The organism is Dyella subtropica, from assembly GCF_026283965.1.
Classification (GTDB): domain Bacteria; phylum Pseudomonadota; class Gammaproteobacteria; order Xanthomonadales; family Rhodanobacteraceae; genus Dyella_D; species Dyella_D subtropica.
Genome location: NZ_JAPDPD010000004.1, coordinates 93,116 through 114,435 on the forward strand (window position 1 = coordinate 93,116; position 21,320 = coordinate 114,435).

General features: G+C 64.4%; 1 protein-coding gene (cut by a window edge). It reads right to left on the bottom strand.

The genetic code is table 11. The features are described 5' to 3' along the window. Nucleotides 1–21,273 carry the 5' portion of a tandem-95 repeat protein gene (locus OUZ45_RS05095; protein ID WP_266168852.1) on the bottom strand. It extends 16,338 nt beyond the left edge of the window, so the window shows 21,273 of its 37,611 coding nt (coding positions 1–21,273); the start codon lies at nucleotides 21,271–21,273; its stop codon lies off the left edge, out of view. Nucleotides 21,274–21,320 lie beyond the last annotated feature (47 nt).

A 21,320-nucleotide genomic window follows, 5' to 3' on the forward strand; every position in this document is an offset into this window, starting at 1 on the left:
CACACCGTTGAGGCGGTATTCCAACTCCGCACGACCCAGCGTCGGGCCGCTCATCGGGAAGCTGACGATGTCGGTGGTTCCGTTGGGATCGGCGGCGGTGATGTCGCTGCCGCTCCACTTCACGCCCCACAGGCGTCCATCCGGGCCGAACGCCAACGCACCGACCCGTGTGTTGCTGAAGTGCTGCCACGCCTGCGTCGCATCGGTCTGGTTCGGGTGGAACACCTCGATGCCGCTGCCGTCGGACACGTAGATGTCGCCGGTGCCCGGCTGGATCGCCAGGGCATGCGTCAATGGCTGGCCGCTGGGGCCTTGCAGATGGCGCAGCACGGCGCCGCTGTTCGCATCGACCTGCAGCAATTCATTGCCGGTCATCACCCACAGCTGGCCCAGCGCGTCGACGGCCATGTCCAGCACTGGCTCGGCCAGTGTGAAGAGTGGCGTGACGTTGTGGCCGCCGTCCTTGGCGTAGTGGTAGACAGCGTTTCGTTCCGTACCGCCGCTGACCAGGATCGAGCCATCCGGCAACTGCACCATAGCCATCGCGCCGATATCGGCGGCGCCGGTGCTGAAGCCGTCGGCGAAGCCGCGCGCATTGAACGGGGCGAGCACGCCGGTGAGATCGCCCGCGTTGTTGGTGGCGACATTGCCCGGCAGCAACTGCGTCGCCTGCTGGAACAAGGCGTTCGTCGGGTAGGTGCGATCCTGCGGTGCCTGCGGCGTTTGCGCGGTCGAATCCAGGCTCGGCGTGACGCCGAGGCCGTCGAGCACCTTCTGGCGGGCGCCGTCATCGGGCAGTACGGCGTTGGTCACGTTGGCCGCTTCGCGGTTGCCGGCGTTGTCGGTGGCGACGGCCAGGAATTCGTACGTGTGACCGGTGGCGCCGGTGAACACCGCCTCGCTCACGCTGGGATCGACCTGGCGCTGCCAGATCTTGAAGTCGCCGCCATCGGTGGCGACGTACACGGTGACGAAGCGAATGCCGCTGGCATCGCTCTGCGCGTTCCACTTCACGTCGAACGCGGGCGCACCTTGGGCGTTGTTGCCCAACGAGGTCACCGTGACCGTGGTGGTCGGCGCCTTGGCATCGAGTGTGGTGGTGACGACATTGCTGTCGATCGGCGGAGCGCCGTCAAAGAGGATGCGCGCTTGCGCCTTGATCTTTGCGCCGGTGGCGGCCGTGGCGCTGGCGGCTACCGTAAAGCTCACAAAGCCACCCAGGGCCTTGCTGCTGCCGTCCTGCGCCGGAGCCAGCAAAGCCTTGCTGAGGTTCTGCATCACTTCGCCGGTATTGGGGTCGATCGCCTGGATCAGCCAGGTGGCGATATGCGCATCCGCGTCGACACCTGCGCTCACGCGCAGGATGTATCCCTTGCTGGCGGTGAAGTCGAAGTCGCCCTGGAAGTTGGTGTGATCGGCTGGCACATGGATGTTGATGTCGCCGATCTTCAGATCGCCCAGGCGCAGGCTGCGCGGGTCGAGGTTGGCGTCGAGCTGCGTGACGATGCGGATCTGCCCGATGCCCTGCGTGCCCGGATTATTGAAAGCAAAGCTGTAGGGCAGGGGCGTCGCTGCTGGTACATAGACGCTGCCGTCGCTTGCGACCGCATTGCCTTGCGGCCCTTGTGCGCTGATCGCGGCTTGCGTTGCGCCCTTTTGTTGCGCGATCAACTGCAGGTACTGCGCAAGGTTCAGGCTCTTGCCCGGCAGCGGATTGAACTTCTGATCGAGCAGGCCTTGCGCGCGCAGGTATTCCAGCTCGGCCTGACCGCCGACGAAAATCTGGAAGTTTTCGAACTGCAGCGTGCGTCCGGCGTGTTGGTCATAGTCGGCCTCATTGGCCAGCTTGGGCACCGGAATGTCGACCTCGTTGCCCTCGTCGTCCTGGCGCGTTTCGATGTGATCGATCGCGCCCTTGGCCGCGTTCGGATCGCCCGCGAAACTGGCGGTATTGCCGTACCACTGCCGCACCTTGGCGAAGAAGCCGAGGAGGTCCGCCTGCGTGCGATACGTATCACCGCCGTTGGACATCAGGATGCCAGCCGCCAGCGTGGCGTTGAGGCTGACCACCTGCGGATTCGTGGCGATCGGCGGGGCCTGGTCGGCCGGCAACAACATGCCGGACTTCTCCAGCGCGGCCAGCCAGCCGTTCACCCATTGCGAGGCATCGGTGGCCAGCACGGCGAGACTGCTGGGTGCCTTGGCATCGGCCAGGATCGCCGCGCGCAGACGCATCGCGTACGCCGTTTGCTCGGCAACGAACTCGTCACGCGTGAGCGCGGTGGCAGAGGCCACCACGTTCATCTGGAACGACTCGGCAAGCCGCTCCAGCTTGGTGAAATGCGTGTCGGCATCGGTGGACAGGAAGGTCGCCGTCAATCCTTTCGCGATCTTGTCCAGGCTGTTCACGCCACTGTCGAGCAAGCCCTGCGCCTTCCAATCCGGATGCGTGGCGTACAGCGCGTCGCGCAAGCCATCGAAGTCATGGTTGAGCCACGCCGTGAGACCCGGATAGGTCTGCAGGCGGAAGTCCATGCCCACGAAACCCTTGGCGGCGACGTCGAAGGCGTAGCCGGGCGCGAGGTTGTAGCCGTTGGTGTTTTCGGTGCCGTCCAGCGAGGCCCACGGAATATCCGTGCGCGGCTGCGTGCTCGGCGTCTGACCGTAGCCTTGCGTATTGGCCGGCGCACCGTCGATGTTGCCGTACGGCGAACCACCCACGTTGGCGCCGAAGATCGCATACGGCAGGTTGAGTGCATCCAGCAGGTACTGGTTGTAACCCATCTCCACCGCGCCGATGTCGAAGCGCACGTACGGCGTATCGACATTGGTGAGGCTTTGCAGCGAAACACTATAAGTCGCGCTGTCGCCGGGATTGAGATTGCGCGGGCCGCCGACGCCGATGGTGACATCGTCCTCGATGCCACGCTGCACGAGATAGCGATCGGCCTCGGTCACGCTCTGGCCGTTCGGGTTGATCACCGTGACGTCGTACAGGCCGAGCGGGAACTGGCGCGTATCGAACACCGCGCGGATATGCGTGGCGTCCAGCACCTGCCAGCGCGCAGGTTCGGCTTCGTACACGCCGGGACGCGAGAGCTTGACGATGGCGCCTGCCTGGAAGCTGGCACCGTAGATGTCCAGCGTGACCCAGCGATGCGCATCGTCGCTGACGCCGCCGGTGTCGGGCGTCACTTGCGTGATCGACAGCGGCAACAGGTCCGCGCGCAGGGTGACGGGCACGTTCTGGCCACTGCGCGAGCGCACCAGCACGTAGTAGTCGCCCGCCTGCGTGGTGGGGATGACCGCCTGCTGGTTGGCCGATGCGGCATTGGTGTATGCGGCGTCGTAGGCAAACGTGGTGGGTATGTCGCCGAAGCGGATGTACAGCTCGTTGTCGCCGGAGGAGGCCTGCGCGTTGAGTAGCAGGCGCAAGGTCTGGCCGGCGCTCACCGTCACCTTGTACAGCTGCACATCCCCGTTGGAGAGCGTGGTCTGCAGCGGGCTGGCCAGGGCCAGCGGCGGCACCTGCGTATTGATGGTGGCGGCCGAAGGCGTGAACGTCTCCGGCGAACCGGTTTCTTCGTAGATGTCCGGGCGCACGATAACGCGCCAGCTGCCGTCCTTGAGCGGCGGCAGTTTCGCGGTGAGCGTGCCGGTGTAGCCGGCACTGGCTGCGACATCCCCGTTGTGCGCCACCTTGCCCAGCAAGATGGCGCCCAGGTTCCAGGTGTTGTCCTGGCTCAGGTAGATCGCATCGGTCCAGCTGCCGGTGGCGGGGTTGGTCGAGTTGTTGGTGACGTTGTAGGTAATGGTGACCGGATCGCCCACCATCGCCGTGGCCGGCGCGCTGACGTTGCCCACCACCAGGTCCGCCGGCGGTGGCGCGTTGATCAGCATCGGCTGCGCAGCGGCGGTTTCGTTGTTCTTGTTCTGGCGGAATTCCAGCACCTGGCCGTTCGGCCCGCTGCCGAACACGTTGGCCGGATCGGTCACCACGAACACGTAATACGCGCCGTCCAGATCCTTTGGCGCCGTGACATTGAACTGGCCGTCGTAACCCGCATTGGCAGCGAGGCCGCCGGTGTGGCTCAAGTAACCCAGATAACGATCGTGCTGCAGGTCCAGCGTGCGATCGCGCGACAGGTACACCATGTCGTACCACTGGCTCTGGTCGCCCGGCGTGGCGCCGCCGTTATTGTCGACGTGGTAGTTGACGGTGAAACTCTGTCCGGCCGTGACCGCGGTGGGTGCGTGGACGTTAGCCACCTGCAGATACGGCGGCGCCACCTGGGTCACGTTGATCGGGATCGAGGTGACGCGATGGGCGCCGCCCTGATAGGCCGGTACGGCGCCGGGCAGGTTGCCGGTCACGACATCCAGGCCTTCGCGGATCGAACTGGGCGAGCTGAAGTACCAATCCTTCACCGTGGTGGTGTCGGTCTTGAGCACGACATAGAACGGGCCGCCGATCGATTGCGGAATGTGGAACGTGGCGCTCTGCGTGTAGGTCTCGCCCGGCTGCAGGAAGCGGGGAAGGCCGTTGGCGTCGGTGATGCTGATGTGCTGCACGCGCGCCGGGTTGTCGTACAGCGAGCCTTCGACCAGCGGATAGTCGCCCGCTTCCAGCGAGCCATCGCGCGACAGATAAAGGCCGTCGTTCCACCCACTGACGCGGGTGGCGCGATTGCCGTTGTTCTGCACGGTCCAGGTGACGGTGACCAGATCGCCCGAATTGGGCGCGGGGTTGGAGATGCTCAGGTTCTGGATCTGTAGATCCGGTTCGCGATAGATGATCGCGATCGGGCCGGTGCCTATGCGGTTGCTGAGGTTGTCGCCCTCGTAGGCATGCTGGCCGTAGTAGTTCAGATCCGAGTCGTTCCTGCCGCCACCCATGTTGTCGCGGTGCGGCCGGTAGTCGGGCCCCGGGGAGGCCAGGCCGTCACCGCTGTTCTGGCTGTCGGCAATCACATAGATGTAGTACTGCCCGCTGGTACCCGGCGGCAGCTGCACATTCGCCGTGGCGGTATATTTTGCGCCTGCGGCGAGACCAGCCGTGTTGTAGTGCGTGAACACGCCCAGCGCGGTGGCACGAGAGGGGATGAAGGTGGGATCGGTGCTGATGTACACCGAATCCACCCAGCCGGCGGTACCCGGCCACACGGTTTCACCCTGGTTGGTGACGGTCCAGGTGATCGGTGTGAGTTCGCCGGAGTAGTTCTGCGGCGGCACTTGCACCGCGGTGACCTGCAGGCTGGCCGGATGCGTGGTCACGGCGCTGGCAACGTCATTGATTCGAAGCTTGGCGGCTTCGGGCACCTGGCCCAGTGCATCGGTCCGCACGATCACGTAGCGGCCGGTGATCGATGGCGCGAGCTGCACGGTCTGGTTGACGGTGTAGGTCTCGCCGTTATTGAGCGCGCGGTCTTGCGTGTAGCTGGCTATGGTCCAAACCTTGGTGGCCTTGCTCAGGTCGGCGTTGTCGGCCACGTAGACGGTATCGGTCCAGCCGCCGCTATACAGATCGCCCTGGTTCTGCACGGTGTAGCTGAAGTTGAGATTCCCGCCGGCATCGACGTTCGCCGGCGCGGTCACCTGCGTCACTTCCAGGTCGGGCGGCGTGATGCCGAGCACGCTGATCGCGCGTGCCTTGTAGTTGTCGTTGTTGATCTGGGTCGGGTCGTCCGTATTCGTGTTACTGGCCAGCTCATCCTGCAGGATGGTGCCGTAGGGGTTTGTCCAGACGGTGAGGAAGTACTGGCCGCTGAGCGTGTTGTCGGGAATCGTGACTTGCAGATTGCCGAGGTAGCTGTCGCCCACCGCGAGATTGCCGGTGTGCACAGTGGAGCCCAGCAGCACGTCGCCCTTGTTGGCGCCCGGGCGACGCGGGTCCTTGGCCAGCCACACGGTGTCGGTCCAGCTGTTGACGTCGGCGGTCAGGCCACTGGTGGTGGCGCTGCCCTTGTTGGTGACCTTGTAGCTGACGTTGATGCTGGCGCCGTGTACGGCTTGATCCGGCGCGTTGACATTGCTGGTGAACAGGTCCGCGAACGGCACCGGATCCACGTAGAAATGCGCGACTTTGACGTTGTTGGCCTGGTTCGGATAGGTATCGACCGTGCTATCCGCGTTCGCCACCACGATCAGGTAGCAATCGCCGCGGAAGGTGATCGGCACGTCAATGGTGGCGCTGGTGTTGCTGTAGCTCTCGGTGCTGTTGAGCGCACTGCCGTTGTCGTAGGTGCCGACGAGCTGCGAGGTGGCATCGAGCTGGGGGCTCAGCGACAGGTACACCTTGTCGCGCCAGTGACCCGTGGCGGCGACGCTGCCGGTGTTCTGCACGGTGTATTGAATGCCGACACTGGTGCCGGCCTTGACATGATCGGGCACGGTGGTCGCGCTGACGATCAGGTCCGGACGTGGCGTGAGCGAGACCGTGCAGGTGCCGGTGCTTAGCGTGACGTCGTTGTTGCGAGCGCCGCCGTATTCATAGACCTGGTCGCCGTAGCCGCCGAGGTTGGCATTGGTGGTCACCTGCAGGCGGTAAACGCCCTGCAGCCGGGTGGGCAGGCGCACCTGCTTGGTATGCGTGTAAGTGATGCCGGGCGCGAGATGCTGATCGTAGGTGAAGACACCCAGATCGATGGATGGGCCGTTGCCATCGGCCGGCACCAGCTTCAGCGCGTCCACCCATGGGCCGACCGCATCGGCCTGGCCCTGGTTGATGACGGTCCATGAGGCGTCGATCAACGAGCCTTCCGTCGCCGTTGCCGGCAGGCTCGCCGTCTGCACGAACAGATCGGGAGAGGGCGACAGCGTGACCGGCACGGCCGCACTGTGGCCTACGTTGTCGCTGCCATAGATGAACTCGTACGGCAGGCCGTAGGCGGCGGTGCGCACGTTGACGTAATACGTGCCTTGAATGCCGTCGGGCACGGTCACCGTCATGCTGCGCGCATAGGTGCCGCCCACCGGCAGCTGGCCGATATGGTCGGCACTGCCGAACTGGGCGATCACGTTGTTGCCGGCGGCATCGCTGCTCAGCCAGACGGCATCGGACCACTGAGCGCCGTCGGTAATGCCGATGCCGTTATTGATGACACTCCAGTTCACTGTCAGCGGCTGGCCGCTGGTCGCCGTGCCTTGCGTGGTCACCGACTGCACTTGCAGGTCGGCATAGGGCTTGGGCATCACATCGACCGGGTGCGCGGCCTGCGCGGTGTTGACGGCGGTCAGGCCGTTCTGGAACACCTGCTGGGTCGCATCGCTGATCACGAACAGCTTGTAGCGACCGCTCATGCCCGGGGGCAGCATCACGTGCAGCTGGCCGGTGTAGTAGGCACCCTGCGCGAGCGCGCCGTCGTGGGCGACGTCGCCGAGCACGAGGTCGTCGTTGTTGCCGGGCGCGTCGTGGGTGGTGAGGATCACGCGATCCACCCAATGCGTGCTGTTGCCCGCGCCGGTGCCGGTGTTGGTCACCGTCCAGCTCACGTCCATGCTGGCGGGATCGGCGATCAACTGCGGGGGCGCGGTGACTGCGCTGACGGCGAGATCCGCGTACGGCGCCATCGTGACTTGGGTGACGGCCTGCGAGCTGTTCTTGTCGAACGCATGTTCGTCCAGCGCATGCGTGGCATCGGCGATCACCAGCACGTCGTATTCGCCGCTGGAGCCCAGCGGCAGCTGATAGTCGACCGAGGCGTCGTACTTGGCGCCCGAAGCCAGCGGGCCGGTTTGCGCAACGTCGGCGATCTTGGTGGTCTGGCCGTTGTGCACCAGGAACACCTGATCCACCCAGTTGCCGGTGGCGATCGCGCCGTTGTTGGTCACGCTCCACTGCACGTGCAGGTTGCTGCCCGACTGCAAGGTGGGCGGGCCGCCGACGTTGGTGACGGCGAGATACGGGCGCGCCACCGCCATGGTGCTGCTGGCGCGGCCGACGTTGTGGTCGGTACCGCCGCGCTCGTAGATGCTGCCGTCGGCATTGGCGCGCACCATCCAGGTGTAAGTGCCTTCGGCAAAGCCGAAGGGCAGGGTGACGTTCACCGTGCGCTGCACGCTGGCGCCCGCGGCGATGCCATCGGTGTACAGCGCGTTGGCGACTTCGATCAGGTTGCCATTGCCCGCATCGAGATAGATGCGGTCGCGCCACGCGCCGCCGGTGGCGGCGTTGCCGGTGTTGTTGGCGGTGTAGGTCACGGCCACCGTATCGCCCGGACGCACTGTGGCGGGTCCGCTCACGCTGCTCACGGTGAGGTTCGCCACCGGCGACAGTGCGATGTGCAGCGGCTGGCTGCTGGCGCGCGCGTTGTCCGCCGTGTGGCCGTTCTCGATCACGGCGCTGTCGCTGTTGCTCTCGACCAGAATGTAATAGTCGCCCGTGAAATCGCGCGGCAGGCTGAGCGTGGCCGTGCCGGTATAGCTGTCGCCATTGGCCACGATGCCCGCATGCGTGATGGAGCCGGCCAGCACGATGTCGTCCGCCGACGGCGTGCCGGTCTTGGACAGCACGATGCGGTCGTTCCACAGCGCTGTGCTGGTCGGCGCGTTGCCGGTGTTCTTCACCGTCCAGCTGACATTGATGCTGTCGCCGCTCTGCGCGGTGACCGGTGCCGTGACCGCCGTAATGTTGAGATCGGAATACGCCGCGGCCACCGCGATCGGGCTGGTCGCGCTGGTGCTGTCGGCGCGGGTATCCGGTTCCAGCACCTCGTTGTTGGCGTCGCTGCGCACCGCGATGTAATAGGTGCCGTCGGCCAGCATCGGCAGATTCACGATGGCCGTCTGGGCGTAGTTCTGGCCAACGGCGAGCACGCCGTTGTGACGCACGGTGCCGATGATGATGTCGCTGACGCTGCCCAAGGTGGAGCGGGTACTGAGCACGATCACATCGTTCCAGGCGCCGCTGGTGGGCGCCTGACCGTTGTTGGTGACGGTCCAGCTAATGGTGACCGGCTGGCCGCCCACGCCCTGAGGGGGCACGTTGACGTTGCCGATCTTCAGATCCGCGTACGGCGTAACAGCCGACACGATGGACGCGGTGCCGATGTTGTTGCTGTCGTTGCCGTTCTGCAGGTCGGTTTCGAACAGCGTGGCCACGCCCGCCGCATTGCGGTTGGCGGTGACGGTGATGCCGAGATTGCCGGCACCGGCCAAGCCATCGGGCAGGCGGAAGGTAAACGTGCGCAGGCGATGATCGTTCGGCAGGATCGCGCCATTGGCCTGGCCGTTGGTGATCGCCGTGGGATCGTAGGCTAGGCTGGTGTTGATCAGCGACAGCCCGGTGTCTGCGCGAGTGACCTGGATGCGATCGCTGAACGCGGCGCCGGTGGCGCTGCCGCCCATGTTCCAGTCTTCCCAGGTGATGGTGACCATGCCACCGGCCTGAATGGCCGTGCTGGCGACCTGCAGGTTCTTCATCTGCAGATCAGGTCCCACCGCCTGATCGATTTCGGCGGTGTTGTCGGTCTTGACCGTGTTGGCCTCGGGCACTTCATTGAGGCTGTCGGCGATCACCTTGATCGTGAAGTTGCCGGAAGCGTCGACGCCGTCCGGCCAAGTGAAGCTGGCGGTGCGCGAACGATTGCCGCTGATCGCCAGCGCGCCTTGCGTATCGCGCAGGGTGACGGTGGCGACCAGCTTGCCGGTGGAGAGGTTGCGCACCTCCAGCGTTTCGCTCCACGGGTTCGCGACCGCGGCGGTGCCCTGGTTGAGTGTGGTCCACGTGGCGGTGATGCTCTGGCCCGGCTGGAAATTGCTGGCCGGCTGCAGCGTGAAGTTCTGCACCACCAGGTCGGCGTACGGTGCCAGCGCAACGCTGACACTGGTGCTTGCGGCCGTGCTCGCGGTTTCCTTGAAGACGTTGTCGGAGTCCGCGATCACCGTGACGCTGAGCGTGCCGGCGGCGAGGTTGCCATCGGGAATGCGGATCGACTGATGGCGGTTGCGCGCATCGTTTATGGCGAGCGGGCCATTGCCCGCGTCGCTTTCGTTGTACGGCACCGTGAGGTCGAGCAAGATCGCGCCCGTGGCGGTATTGCGCACGATGATGCGGTCGTTCCAATTGCCGCTGGATGCCAGCGTGCCCTTGTTAGTGTCCACCCATTGCACGTCGATGGTCTGGCCGGTCTGCAGACCGGTGTTCGGCGTGACATTCACCGCGCTGGCAGCGAGTGCGGGCGAAGGCGTGGCAACCAGGGAGTTCAGGATGACAGTCGGCGGATCCTGCACCTGGGTCACACTGAACGCGACGCTTGCCGGCGTGCCTGTGCTGTTGTTCGGATTGATCAGCGCGAGCGTGTAGCGACCGCCGACGGCCAATGCGCCGAGGTTGACGCCGCCGTAGCCGTTGAACTGGTACTGGCCGTTGCCCTGCCAGTTCTCATTGCCCATCAATTGCTGGCTCACCACGACGCGGCCCAGCGGATCGAGCAGCATCCAGGTGGGTACGCTGTTGAACCCTGCGCTCAGGGCGCCCGGCAGTGCATCGAGGAAGTAGTGCGCGCCGGCCTGGGCGTCGAACGTATACAGCTGCACGCCGCGGGCATCGGTCACGCTGGTGGTGACCGGCGTATTGATGGTCAGCGGTGTGGCGGTGGTCTGATCGAACGCGGTAAAGCTGTACGCGTCAGCGGTGTTGCTGTTGCTCCACAACGTCAGCACATAGTCGCCGGCCGGCAGCAAACCGCCGAAGTCGCTATAAGCGCTGCTCCACCAGTAGGTGTCGTACATCTGATGGTTGAAGACGGTGCCGTTGGGGCCCTCGAGCCGCCATTGCGTCGATTGGTTCGTTCCCAGGTTGTGGAAGGCCAGCACGCTCTGATTGTCGAGGTGCAAGGTGTAACGCATCGGCAGGCCGCCAGTGGGCAGGTTGCCGCTGATGACGGTATTCAGCGCGATGGCGGTGGCGGCGGTATCGACCGAGAAGCTGTAGTTCCGTGCGCCAACCCTGGATTCGATCAGCAGGTAGTAGTTGCCGGCGTCGAGATTGAGCGCACCGGTACTGCTGTTCATATCGTTGTACGCGATGGTCTTGCCGTAAGCGGAGACCAGTCGCCAGCTCATCCCATAGTAGTTGCCGATGTAGCCCAGCCCGTTGAAGGCGAAACTGCCGGCCTTCGCCAGATTGAACTGGTACGCTGCTACGCCCTTGCTGGGATCGACGTTGCCATTGATCGCCGTGTCCTGGGCCAGCGTCGTGACGCCGGCGAGATCGGCGAGCATGAAGCTGATGGAACGCGAATAAGTGTTGCCGTAGAGATCAGTAAGCTGAAGCGTATAGGTGCCCGCGCCGGGCAAAATGATGGCCTTGCCGTCGTTGGACGGATCGGCGGTGTAGATCAGCACGCCCTGCGCGTCGTACACGTTTGCGCGCACGCTGGCGTTGCTGCTGAGCATGTTGAGCCACAGCTTGGCGCCTTGCTGCACCGTGATGCTGTAGCCGACGCTGCCATTGGATAGCGTGGCCGTGATGGCCTGGCCGATCGCGGCTGGCGGCAGGCTGTGCGACATCGTGGCGGTAAACGCGAACGGAACGGCCGTGGTGCTGCCGTTGCCTGCCGTATCGCGTACCAGGTAATAGACGCCCGTGCGCGGCAAGTTGGCCACGCTGCCTGCGTTCTGCACCAGTTGCACGAGGTTGCCGAATTCGTTGTACAGCGACCAGGTGAAGTTGGTGTCGTTGCTGGCGAGGCTGATCGAATCGCCGGCATTGGCGTTGAAGGTGTACGTCTCGGCGCTGCCCGAGGTATCACTGCCGCTGACCGGCGAGCCCGAGGTCAGGGCGGTGGCGCTGGCGAAATCGAGCAGGCGCAATGTGGCGCTGAACCAGCTGGCTGCTATGGTGAATTTGTAATCGCCCGCGGGCAGCGTGATCACGCTGCTTTGCTGGGAATAGATCGAATCGCTGGCAACCACCTGGCCATGGCTGGTTATCGACCAGGGTGCATTGCCATAGGCGTACTGCCCGATATCGATCAGTACATGCGTGGCATTGGGCAGATTGAAGCTGTAACTCTGCTGGCCTTGCGGAGTGATCCAGGTACCTGGAGCCATCGTCTGCGTGTTGAGCGCAAACTGCACGGCCACCGGTGTCGCATCGGCGGAGGCATTCGCCGTCCAAACCCAGACGTAGTGCCCGCTCATCGATAGCGTGAAATCAGCGGCGCTGGTCATGGCGCCATTGACGACGACGGCACCGATGGGATTGAGCAGCGTCCAGTTGCCGGCCAGTGAACCCATGTTGCCCGGGGCGAAGTGCAGCGATTGCCCGCTGACGCCGTCGAAGCTGTAGGCCCGGATGCTGCCCGGGGCGATGCTGTCGCTGATCGGCGCATCGATGCCGATGGCTGTCGCACTGGCCGCGTCGGCCAACTGGAAGGACAGCGAACCGCTGATATTGCCGCCGGGGCGAACGCTGAACTGATAGGTGCCGGCCTGCAATTCAATCAGCCGTTGCACGCTGCCGCTTGCAGGCCAGCCGCCGTTGATCGCCAGCCCTGATCCGCTCAATTGCCAGCGGAAGGCGACGCCGCTGCCCGTCCCGCTGAGCAGGACGCGCGTCGGCGCATTCAAGGTGAAGCTATACACCGACGTGGTGGCGGTGCTGCCTGCGGTGACCGTAACGGGTGTGCCGAGCGTGATCGGTGCGAGCGCCTGTGCCGGCGTGCTGTTGAGGCGGAAACCGTAGCCGCTGGTAGCGCCGGACGGATTGATGCTCCACAGCAGGTAGTAGTCGCCGTCGGCGGGCAGCGGCGGCAGCGGGTCGTTCGCATTGGAAGCATCGCCGAAGAGAATGTTGCCTTGGGCGTCGCACAGGCTCCAACGGGCCCGGCCATCCGTGCCGTCCTGTGGCGCGAAATACAGCTGCTGTCCGGCCGTGCCCTTGATATGGAAGGTCGCCACGCCGGTGCTGTCGAAGGCCACGGTAGTGGCTGTGTCCAGCGCCAGTTGCGGCGTGGTGGCATCGAGCGGTTCGAGGACGAAGCTGTAGTTGACGGCCTGCGATCCACCGCCTCCGGGGATGATCATGTTCGTTCGCGCGAAACTGCCGCCACCGCCGCCGAAGCCGGGGCTGACCTCGACGATATAGCTGCCCGGGTGCAGGTGAACCAGCATGGGCGCATCGCCGCTGTGCACGATCAAGGGCGTCATGCCCTGGCCCTGGATCTGCAACGTAACGGTCGACGATGCGGGTGGCAGCGAGATCGCGAACAGCTGGTCGCCGCTCAACGAAAGCGAATAGACGTCCGTGCCGCCGTGGGCGATCGATCCGCTGACCGACTGGCCCATGCTGAGTGCGCTGGGCGAGGTGACGTGCAGATAGCTCGAGCCGTAGTTGTGATTGGGAACGACCACGTACCAGGTGCCGCTGGCATCGGCGTGCATTGGCTGCACGGTGTTGCCGTAGCCCGAAAATACCTGGCTGAGATCCTGGCGGTAGACGTCATAGCTTACCGAGCCGCTGACGAAATAATCCTGTCCGGCGGTCACCGGGATCGCGTAAATACCCGGATTGGCACTCAGGTCGAGCGGCCCCGGCGCGGCCACGCTGGCCTGCGCCTGGGTGGTGAGGGTGAAGTCGATATTGGTCGCGCTGGCGTTCTGGCTGCCGTAGTTGACGGCGAGGGTGTAGTCGCCCGCCGCCAGCAACCTGACCGTTCCCATGGCCGTAGCATTGAAGTTGTCGGAGACGATCAGACCGTTGGCGTCACGCAACTGCCACTGGGCGCTGGACACCGAGGCAGTGCCGCTGATCGCGACCAGCGTGGCGCTGCTCAGGCTGAAGGCGTAAACCGTGCTGCCGCCCGCATTCAAGCTCAGCTTCGTATCCTGGCCGAGCGTCAGCGGTGCTGTGGCAATGGGCGGAACATTAGTGTGGCTTTGCAGCGTGGCGGTGAGCGTGGCCGTGAGTGGCTCGTTGGCGCCGTACACGATCAGGGCGTAGTTGCCGGCACGATCGAGCGTGACTGTGCCGGTATTCGTCCAGCGGCTGCCGTAGCCGGAGGCGATGGCGTTGCCGTCCGGGCCGATCACGTTCCAATACGCGCCTATGCCGTCATTGTTGTTGTTGGTGAGCGCGCAACTGATGTTCAACGTATCGCCAACACTGGCCGCGATGCGCAGCACCTGCGAATCCGAGTTGGAGGCCAGCGTCACCGATGCGGGCGTGCCTGCCGTGAGTGACGGGCCGGCGTCGATATCGATCAGCCGGAACTGATTGCTGACGGCGTTGCCATTGCCGTCGAACTTGACGGTGTAGCTGCCGGCCGGCAGCAAGATCGGGCTGCCGTTGGCATTGCTCAGATAACCCTGGCCGCAGGTCACGCCACGCGCATCGACGATGGTGTAGCGCGCATCGCCCGCGGATGCATTGGGCGCCACCATCAGCAGGCGATGCGGCGCGGCGAGCGTGAACGTGAAGTTGGCCAGTGACACGGAGGCAGGATCGAGCGTAAGCGCCTGGGTGCTGCCAATGGTCAAGGCGGTGGTAGGGATGCTTACCGGCGCCAGGGTGGTGGTGTAGGGCAGCGCGGCACTGCTGTTATCGGTGCGATGGACCAGCAGGTAGTACGCGCCTGCGGGCAGCACTCTGGCGGCCAGGCTGCCTTGGCTGCTGTCGGTCCACATGCCGCCGTCGATGGTGTTGTAAAGCGTCCAGCCGATGCTGCTGCCGGTTTGCGCGGCAGCGCCAAATTGCAACGGCGTCACACCATCGCTGGTGATGCGGTAAAAAGTGGCCGCTTGTCCCGCCGCCAATTGCGCGGGGCTGGCGGAACCGGCGGGCAGGGCGGGAGCGCTGCCCGCATCGAGCAAGGCGAATTGGTATTGCAGATGATTCGCCGCGCCATTGATGACGACGTCGTACTCGCCGGGGGCGAGGCTGGTGATATTGCCGGTGCCGACGGATTGCCCGTACTGGAAAATCTGTGCGCTGAGACTGTTGTCGCCGTTGGCGTTGTACAGCATCACCTGGCCGCCACTGGGCAGACTGAGGTGGTAGCCGGTTTGCATGGTATTGCTGTCGAGTGTGCCGCTGACCGTTTGCCCCAGACTGGCCATGGGAGGAATGAACGGCGTCGCGCTCACCGCGTAGGCAATATCGGCGGACGTACCTGCGGCGGCCAGGCCGTCGAGCATGAGGGTATAGGTGCCGCTGGCCAGCGGCGTGGTGTCGACATTGGCGCCGTTCGCGCCGGAGATCACCAGGTTGCCGTTGCTATCGAGCAGCTGCCAGTTGATGTTCGCTGCATTGCTGACGCCGAAATTCAGATGCAGGGCGGAGGTCTGGTTGAGCACGACGGCATAGGCCGCGGCCGTGTGCCCGCCCGAGAGCGTACCGTTCGTCGGCGTGCTGGTGATCGGCGTCGCCTTGGTGAGGTTGAGCAATTGCAGCGCAAAGTTCGCCGCCGCGCCGTTACCCGCGATCCAAAGCACGTAGCTGCCTGCGGTAACGTACTGCGTTTGCGGGTCGCCGCCGTCCAGGCTGCTCCAGCTCGGTGCGTCGCCCAAGGCCGCAATGCTCGCGCGCAATCCTGGATCGGAGCCGGCGTTATGCAGCTGCAGCAGCGTGCCCACAGGCACGTCGAAACGATAGGCCGCCAGGTTGCCGTTGACCGCAAGAGCGCCAGTGAACAGCGTGCTGAATGTGGCGGCCGGCAGGGCCTGACGCTGCACGCTGAGCGTGTACGCCGCCGTGGCCGTCGACGTGGCGCGGGTGATCAGCACGACGTAATTGCCACGGTCCAGCTGTGGCGTATTGCTCGCCGAGCCGGCGCTGCCTGTGGCGAGCTGATTGCCTTGTGCGTCGAACACGGTCCAGGTGTCGGCGCCCGTCAGGCTGATGGCGAGTGCGCCTGGGATGTCCTGGCTGTAGCGATATGCCACAGCCTGTTGCCCGATGGCGAGGCTGCCGTTGACCGGTGCGTTGCCAGCTACCGGCGCCTGCGCGCCGTCGATGGTTTGCAACGCGTAACTGGCGTTGTCGGCGGTGGCGGCGATGGTCAGGTCGTAGTCGCCTGGCGCGAGGAGGGCCTGGTAATACGCGGCGTTCTGGTCCTGCCACGGCGCAACGCTGTTCGCGCCGGCGGTGGTCAGGCGCCAATGGATCGACTTGGAGCCCACGTCGCGCAACAACTGCGCGATGGGCAAGGTCTGTCCGTAGTCGACCGTGAGGCGATAGGTCTTGCTGTCGCCCGACGACGCAAGCGTGCCGTTGAACGAAGCGCCCAACGCGAGCCCCGTTGCCGCAGGCGCTGCGCTTTGTGTCGCAGTGAGCGTGTAAGTGGCGGCCGTACCGCCGTCGATGACCACGTAGCGCGCCATGCCGGTCGCAATGCCACTGGCGATGGTGCTGGAAGCAAGCGAGTTGGTACCTGAAGCAACCAGGTTGCCGGCGGCATCGAATACGCGGATGGATGCGCCCGCACTGACTGATGCATCGATCTGAAGCTGCAAGGCGGATTGATCGGCGGTGGCACTGACGCGATAGACCAGCGCATGGCCATCCGCGATGCTGCCTTGCGTGGCTTGCGCCAACGGAAGGTTGGTAGCGGTGGCGAGGTCCGTCACGCGCAGGCCGTAGCTGCCCAGTGCATCGACGCTGTCGGCTTGCACTTCCAGCGTGTAGACATCCGCGGCAAGCACGCTCGGCGTGATCGTACCCAGCTGACCGTGTGCCACGACGCTGCCGTCGCTGGCGCGCAGGGTCCAATGCTGGTTGAGTCCGCTGAGGCCGTTGACGATGACGGCCGTAGGCGCAGCGATGGCGATGCGATAAATGTCGGGCACGCCAATCGTGGCGGTCTTGCCCTGGATATCGCTGCCCAGGCTCAGTACGCCACGCTGCGGTGTGGTTTGCGCAGCGTCATAGGTGATGTCGGTTTCAGCGGTATTGGCGATGTCGCCCGCCACGATCAGCTGATAGCGGCCAGCGTGCGGCAGCACCAGTTTGAAGTTGTCGGCGCCGGTGAGCGCCGTGGACGCGAGCACCTTGTTGCCCGCTGCATCCACCAGCCAAACCGTGGCCTTGCCGCCGCTGAGGCCGCTCACATGCAGCGTGAGGTAATCGCCTGCTTGCGCGTCGATCGCATAGGCCGCCGTCGCATTGCCTGGAACGAGTTTGATCGACTGTGCCGTGCCGGTGGGCAAGGCCGCAGCCGCGCCAAGGTCGAGCAGATTGAAGGCGAAGTTGCCGGTGGCCTGGCCGATCGGCACCAGTTGCAGCCGGTAGGCGCCGATGGCATTGAGCGCCACCGTATCGTTGACCGCTGCCAGCGCGGTGTCTGAAACAACGGTTCCGGTCGGGCCGAGCAGGCGCCAGATGATGTCGGTGCGAGCACTCAGGCTCGTGAACAGCACGCGTGTGGGTGCCGCGAGGCTGAAATCGTATTCCTGCTGTTGGGCGACCGAGGCGATGCTGCCATTGATGGCGCTGCTCAGCGCGAGCGGCTGGGTGACAGTAACGATCTGGTGCAGCGTGAAATTCGCCGTTGTCGCGCCCGATGCGAGGGTCAGCACATACTGGCCCGAACCGAGATGGAACGGGTTGCTGTTGTTGCCATTGAGCGTGCCGGACTGCACGTACTGGCCTTGCATATTCAAAAGCTGCCACTGCACGCTCTGGCTGCTGGTGGCGACGTCCATGCGATAGTCGCCATCCGCCGGGGCGGTAAAGACGTAGGCTGGCGATTGGCCGTTCGCAGCGAAGGTTGCGGCGATCTGCTGATCGACAGCGACGACGGGCTGTGCCGTGATGTCGCCCAGCGTGAAATGGAACGGGCCGGTGGATAGATCGTTATAGCCCACCGTCAGCACATACGTGCCGGCAGGCAAGGTCAGCGGGGCGGGAGCACCGTTGAAGCTGTGCAGCGAGCCCTCCGAGCCGCGCGGGCCGCTGAGGCTCCATTGCAAACGGTTGTTCGCCACCGGGCTCATCAGGAGCGTGCCCGGCGCGGTCAGCGTGAAGCTGTACTGGATGGTCTGGCCGGGCTGGGTGATGCTGCCGGCGGTATCGGTGCCCAGCGTCAGCGCAGCAGGCGTGGTGACGCGATGTCCCAGGGTAAAGCTGAAGGAGCTCGTTGTGGCCGTAGTGCCATTGACCGACGTGGGCGAAAACACCAGCAGGTATTCACCGGTGCCGGGCAGCGCTATATCCGGCTGGAAACTGTTGTAGTTGGAATTGCCGATGGCGATGGTGTTGCCGTTCGGCGCGATCACGCTCCACTGCGTATTGAAAGCGGCACCGCTGAAATTGCCCTGGAAGTAATAGTGATCGCCGGCATTGGCGCTGAAGCGGTAGCTGGTCGATTGATCGCTGGTCAGCGTGCCCTGCGTGGGTGTATCGAGGCTGATTGCCTGCGCTGCGTCACGGTTGCCCAGGCGGAAGCCGAAGGAAGCCGGCGTATCCTGCATATTGCGCAGAATAAGCGTGTAGTTGCCCGCCGGCAGGGAGAGGCGTTCGCTGCCGAAGCCGTTCCAGCCATATTGAGCACCGCTGCTGGAGCGGATCACCCATTGCAGATAGTTTGTCTGGGTGCTGGTGCTTTGGCTGGGATCGAAAAGCAGCGTGCCGGCCTGGTTGAGCGTAAAGCTGTATTCGGCCAGGCTCTGGCGTCCGGTAAGGCTGCCGCTGACGAGGTTGTTGAAGCTCAGCGGCGCGGTGGTGACATCCTGCTTGCTGAGTGTGAACGTGTCGGTGCGCGAGGCGGTGCCGTCGTACTTGTAACCGAGGTCAAGCAGGGTATAAACGCCGTCGGCGGGAATGGCGAAGACGCTGCCTGGCGTATCGTCCGAAAGCGAGGGCAGGACGTTGCCGTAGGCATCGACCAGTTGCCAGCTGTTGTAGTAGTTCCAATTCGAATTGAGCACCAGCTTGCTGCCGGCGCTCGCTTGCACGCGATAACCCACGGCACTGCTGGCAGGCGAGCGCGTTACCGTGGTGGCCTGGCCCAGCTGCAGCAAGGGCAGGGTGGAAATATCCTTGACGCTGAAAGCATAGGCGCCGCCGCCCGCGTAGTTCCATGAGTATTGCGAGCCTTGCAACGTCAGCGCGTAGTCGCCAGGCGGCAGCAACCGCACCGTGTCCTGGTTCGAGAGCGCCTGCTGGCTGAATTCGGTGCCACGTGGGCCGACCAGGGTCCATAGGACGTTGTTGCTGGTCGGCGTATCGAACAGCAGCGATGCGGCGCTGCTCAGCGTGAAACGGTAGGTCTTGGTGGCATCCCACGTCGCCAGGGCGCCTGCGGTCATCGCGCCCAGCGACAAGGCGTCGCCCGCCGGCAGCGGCGACGGTGCGACATTGCCGGTGGTGTCCAGTTCCACCTGGTAGGCGACGTTGGAGGTATTGCCCACCGCACCTTCGATCAGCAGCGTGTAGGTGCCGCCGGCGGCAAGACTGATCGGGCTGCTGTCGCTGGCGAGATTGTTCGCACCTGCGACGTCATGGCCATAAGCATCAACGAGGCGCCAAGTCGCGCTACCACCGGTAACGCTCACGCTGTGCAGCTTGACGCTGTCGCCGGCCACCGCCGTGAAACGGTAAGCGGCCGAGCCGTTGCCGGGACTGAGCGTTCCGCTGACGGGCGTGCCCTGGGTAAGCGCGCTCGCCGCAGCCAGGTCGTTCAGAGCGAACGCGTACGCGCCGGTGGCATTGCCGTTGCCCTGCACCGTGAGGGTGTAATCGCCAGCCGGCGCATTGATCACGCTGTAGTTGCTGCTGCCGTCGCTGCTGCCGAGCGCACGCTGCTGCACCAGTTGCCCACTAGGGCCGGTCAGCGACCACAGGATGTCATTGCGCGCACTCTGCGGATCAAAGGCCAGTTGCGTGGCAGCGGCAAGATGGAAGCTATAGACGGTCGACTGGCCAGCCAGCGCGATGGCGCTGGAAACGGCGCTGCCAAGCGTCAGTGGCGCGGCAAGGTCCGAAACGCTGTTGAGCTGGAAGCCATAGCTCACCGTTGCCGTGGGCGCGTTATTGCTCGCGCCCTGCATCACCAGCCAGTAGTCGCCGGAGGCATTGACGGTAAACGGATCGATGTTCTGTCCCAGCGTGCCATGGGTGACCTGCACGCCGTAGGGATCGAGCAGATGCCACGTCATCGAGCCGCCGGTGGGTGCCTGGCCATTCAAATAGAGTTTCTGGCCCTGAGTGAGCGACACCTTGTAAAGGCGCGAGCCATTGGCGTAATCGAGGCTGTCGTTGATGGCCGCATTGGGCGTCAAGCTGCTGGCCGACGCGGCAGTGAGCAGGCGGAAGGGGAAACTGCCGGTGACGCCGTTATCGACGTTGACTGACAAGGTGTACGCGCCGGCAACGAGATTGAGCGCGCCGGGCTGTTCCTGCCACTGGTGTCGAGTCTGGACGATCTGGCCGTTCGGGCCGGTCAATGACCAGTCGAAGTCGGTATTGGTCAGCCGGTCGAACATGACCGAGGTGGCCGCGTTGAGCGTGAAGTTGTAATTGGCGGTCTGACCAGGCTGCGCGATCGCCGCCGTGGTGGCCTGGTCCAGCGTCAACGCATTCTGCGTATCGGTGACCGGGCCGAGCGTGAAGCTGTAATTGACTGGCGCCGTATTGCCCTGCGCGCCCTCGACCAATAGCAGGTATTCGCCGCTGCACTGCGTAGTGAGGGGCCCCTGGTTGGCGCTGAGATCGTGGGTATAGCCTTCCTGACGCCCGTACGGATCGATCAGTCGCCAACTGACGTTCTGGTAATTGGCCGTGGATTGAATGCCGCCTGCGCTGAAGAAGTATTTCTGCCCCGCGCTGGCATCGAAGCGGTACACGCTGATTTCGTTGCCCTGCACGAGCGTGTCGGAAACCTTGTTGCCGGGCGTGAGTGCGGCTGCAGCGCTGGCATCCACGATGCGCATGGCGTAGCTGCCGGTCGCATCGTTATGGCCGTTGACTGACAACGTGTAAGTGCCTGCACCCAGGTCGAGAAAGGGCTGGCTGTCATCGGAGAACGAGTGCGAGGCGACTTGGCCATTGGGGCCAGTCAAGGTCCAGTTGATATCGCCCCGATTGGTCAGGCTGTCGAAAACGACGCGCTTCTCGCCTTGCACCGTGAACTGGTAATGGTTGGCCTGGCCAGGGTTATCCAGCGAACCGGTAATGGACAGTGCGGCCGGGTTGACGTCGCCGGACAGCAGTACACGCGGCTCCAGCGCCTCGAAGCGAACCGCCGGCGTGGATGTTTCGTGCCGGTTCTCCTGCTTCTGCGCGAGCGTGTCGTTGGTGGTGGTGCCGTCGACGTTGCCGTTCAACTGTTCCATGTGTTGCTCCCAGTGTTTGTCCGCCGGTCGGGCGGATTGGTGCGGCA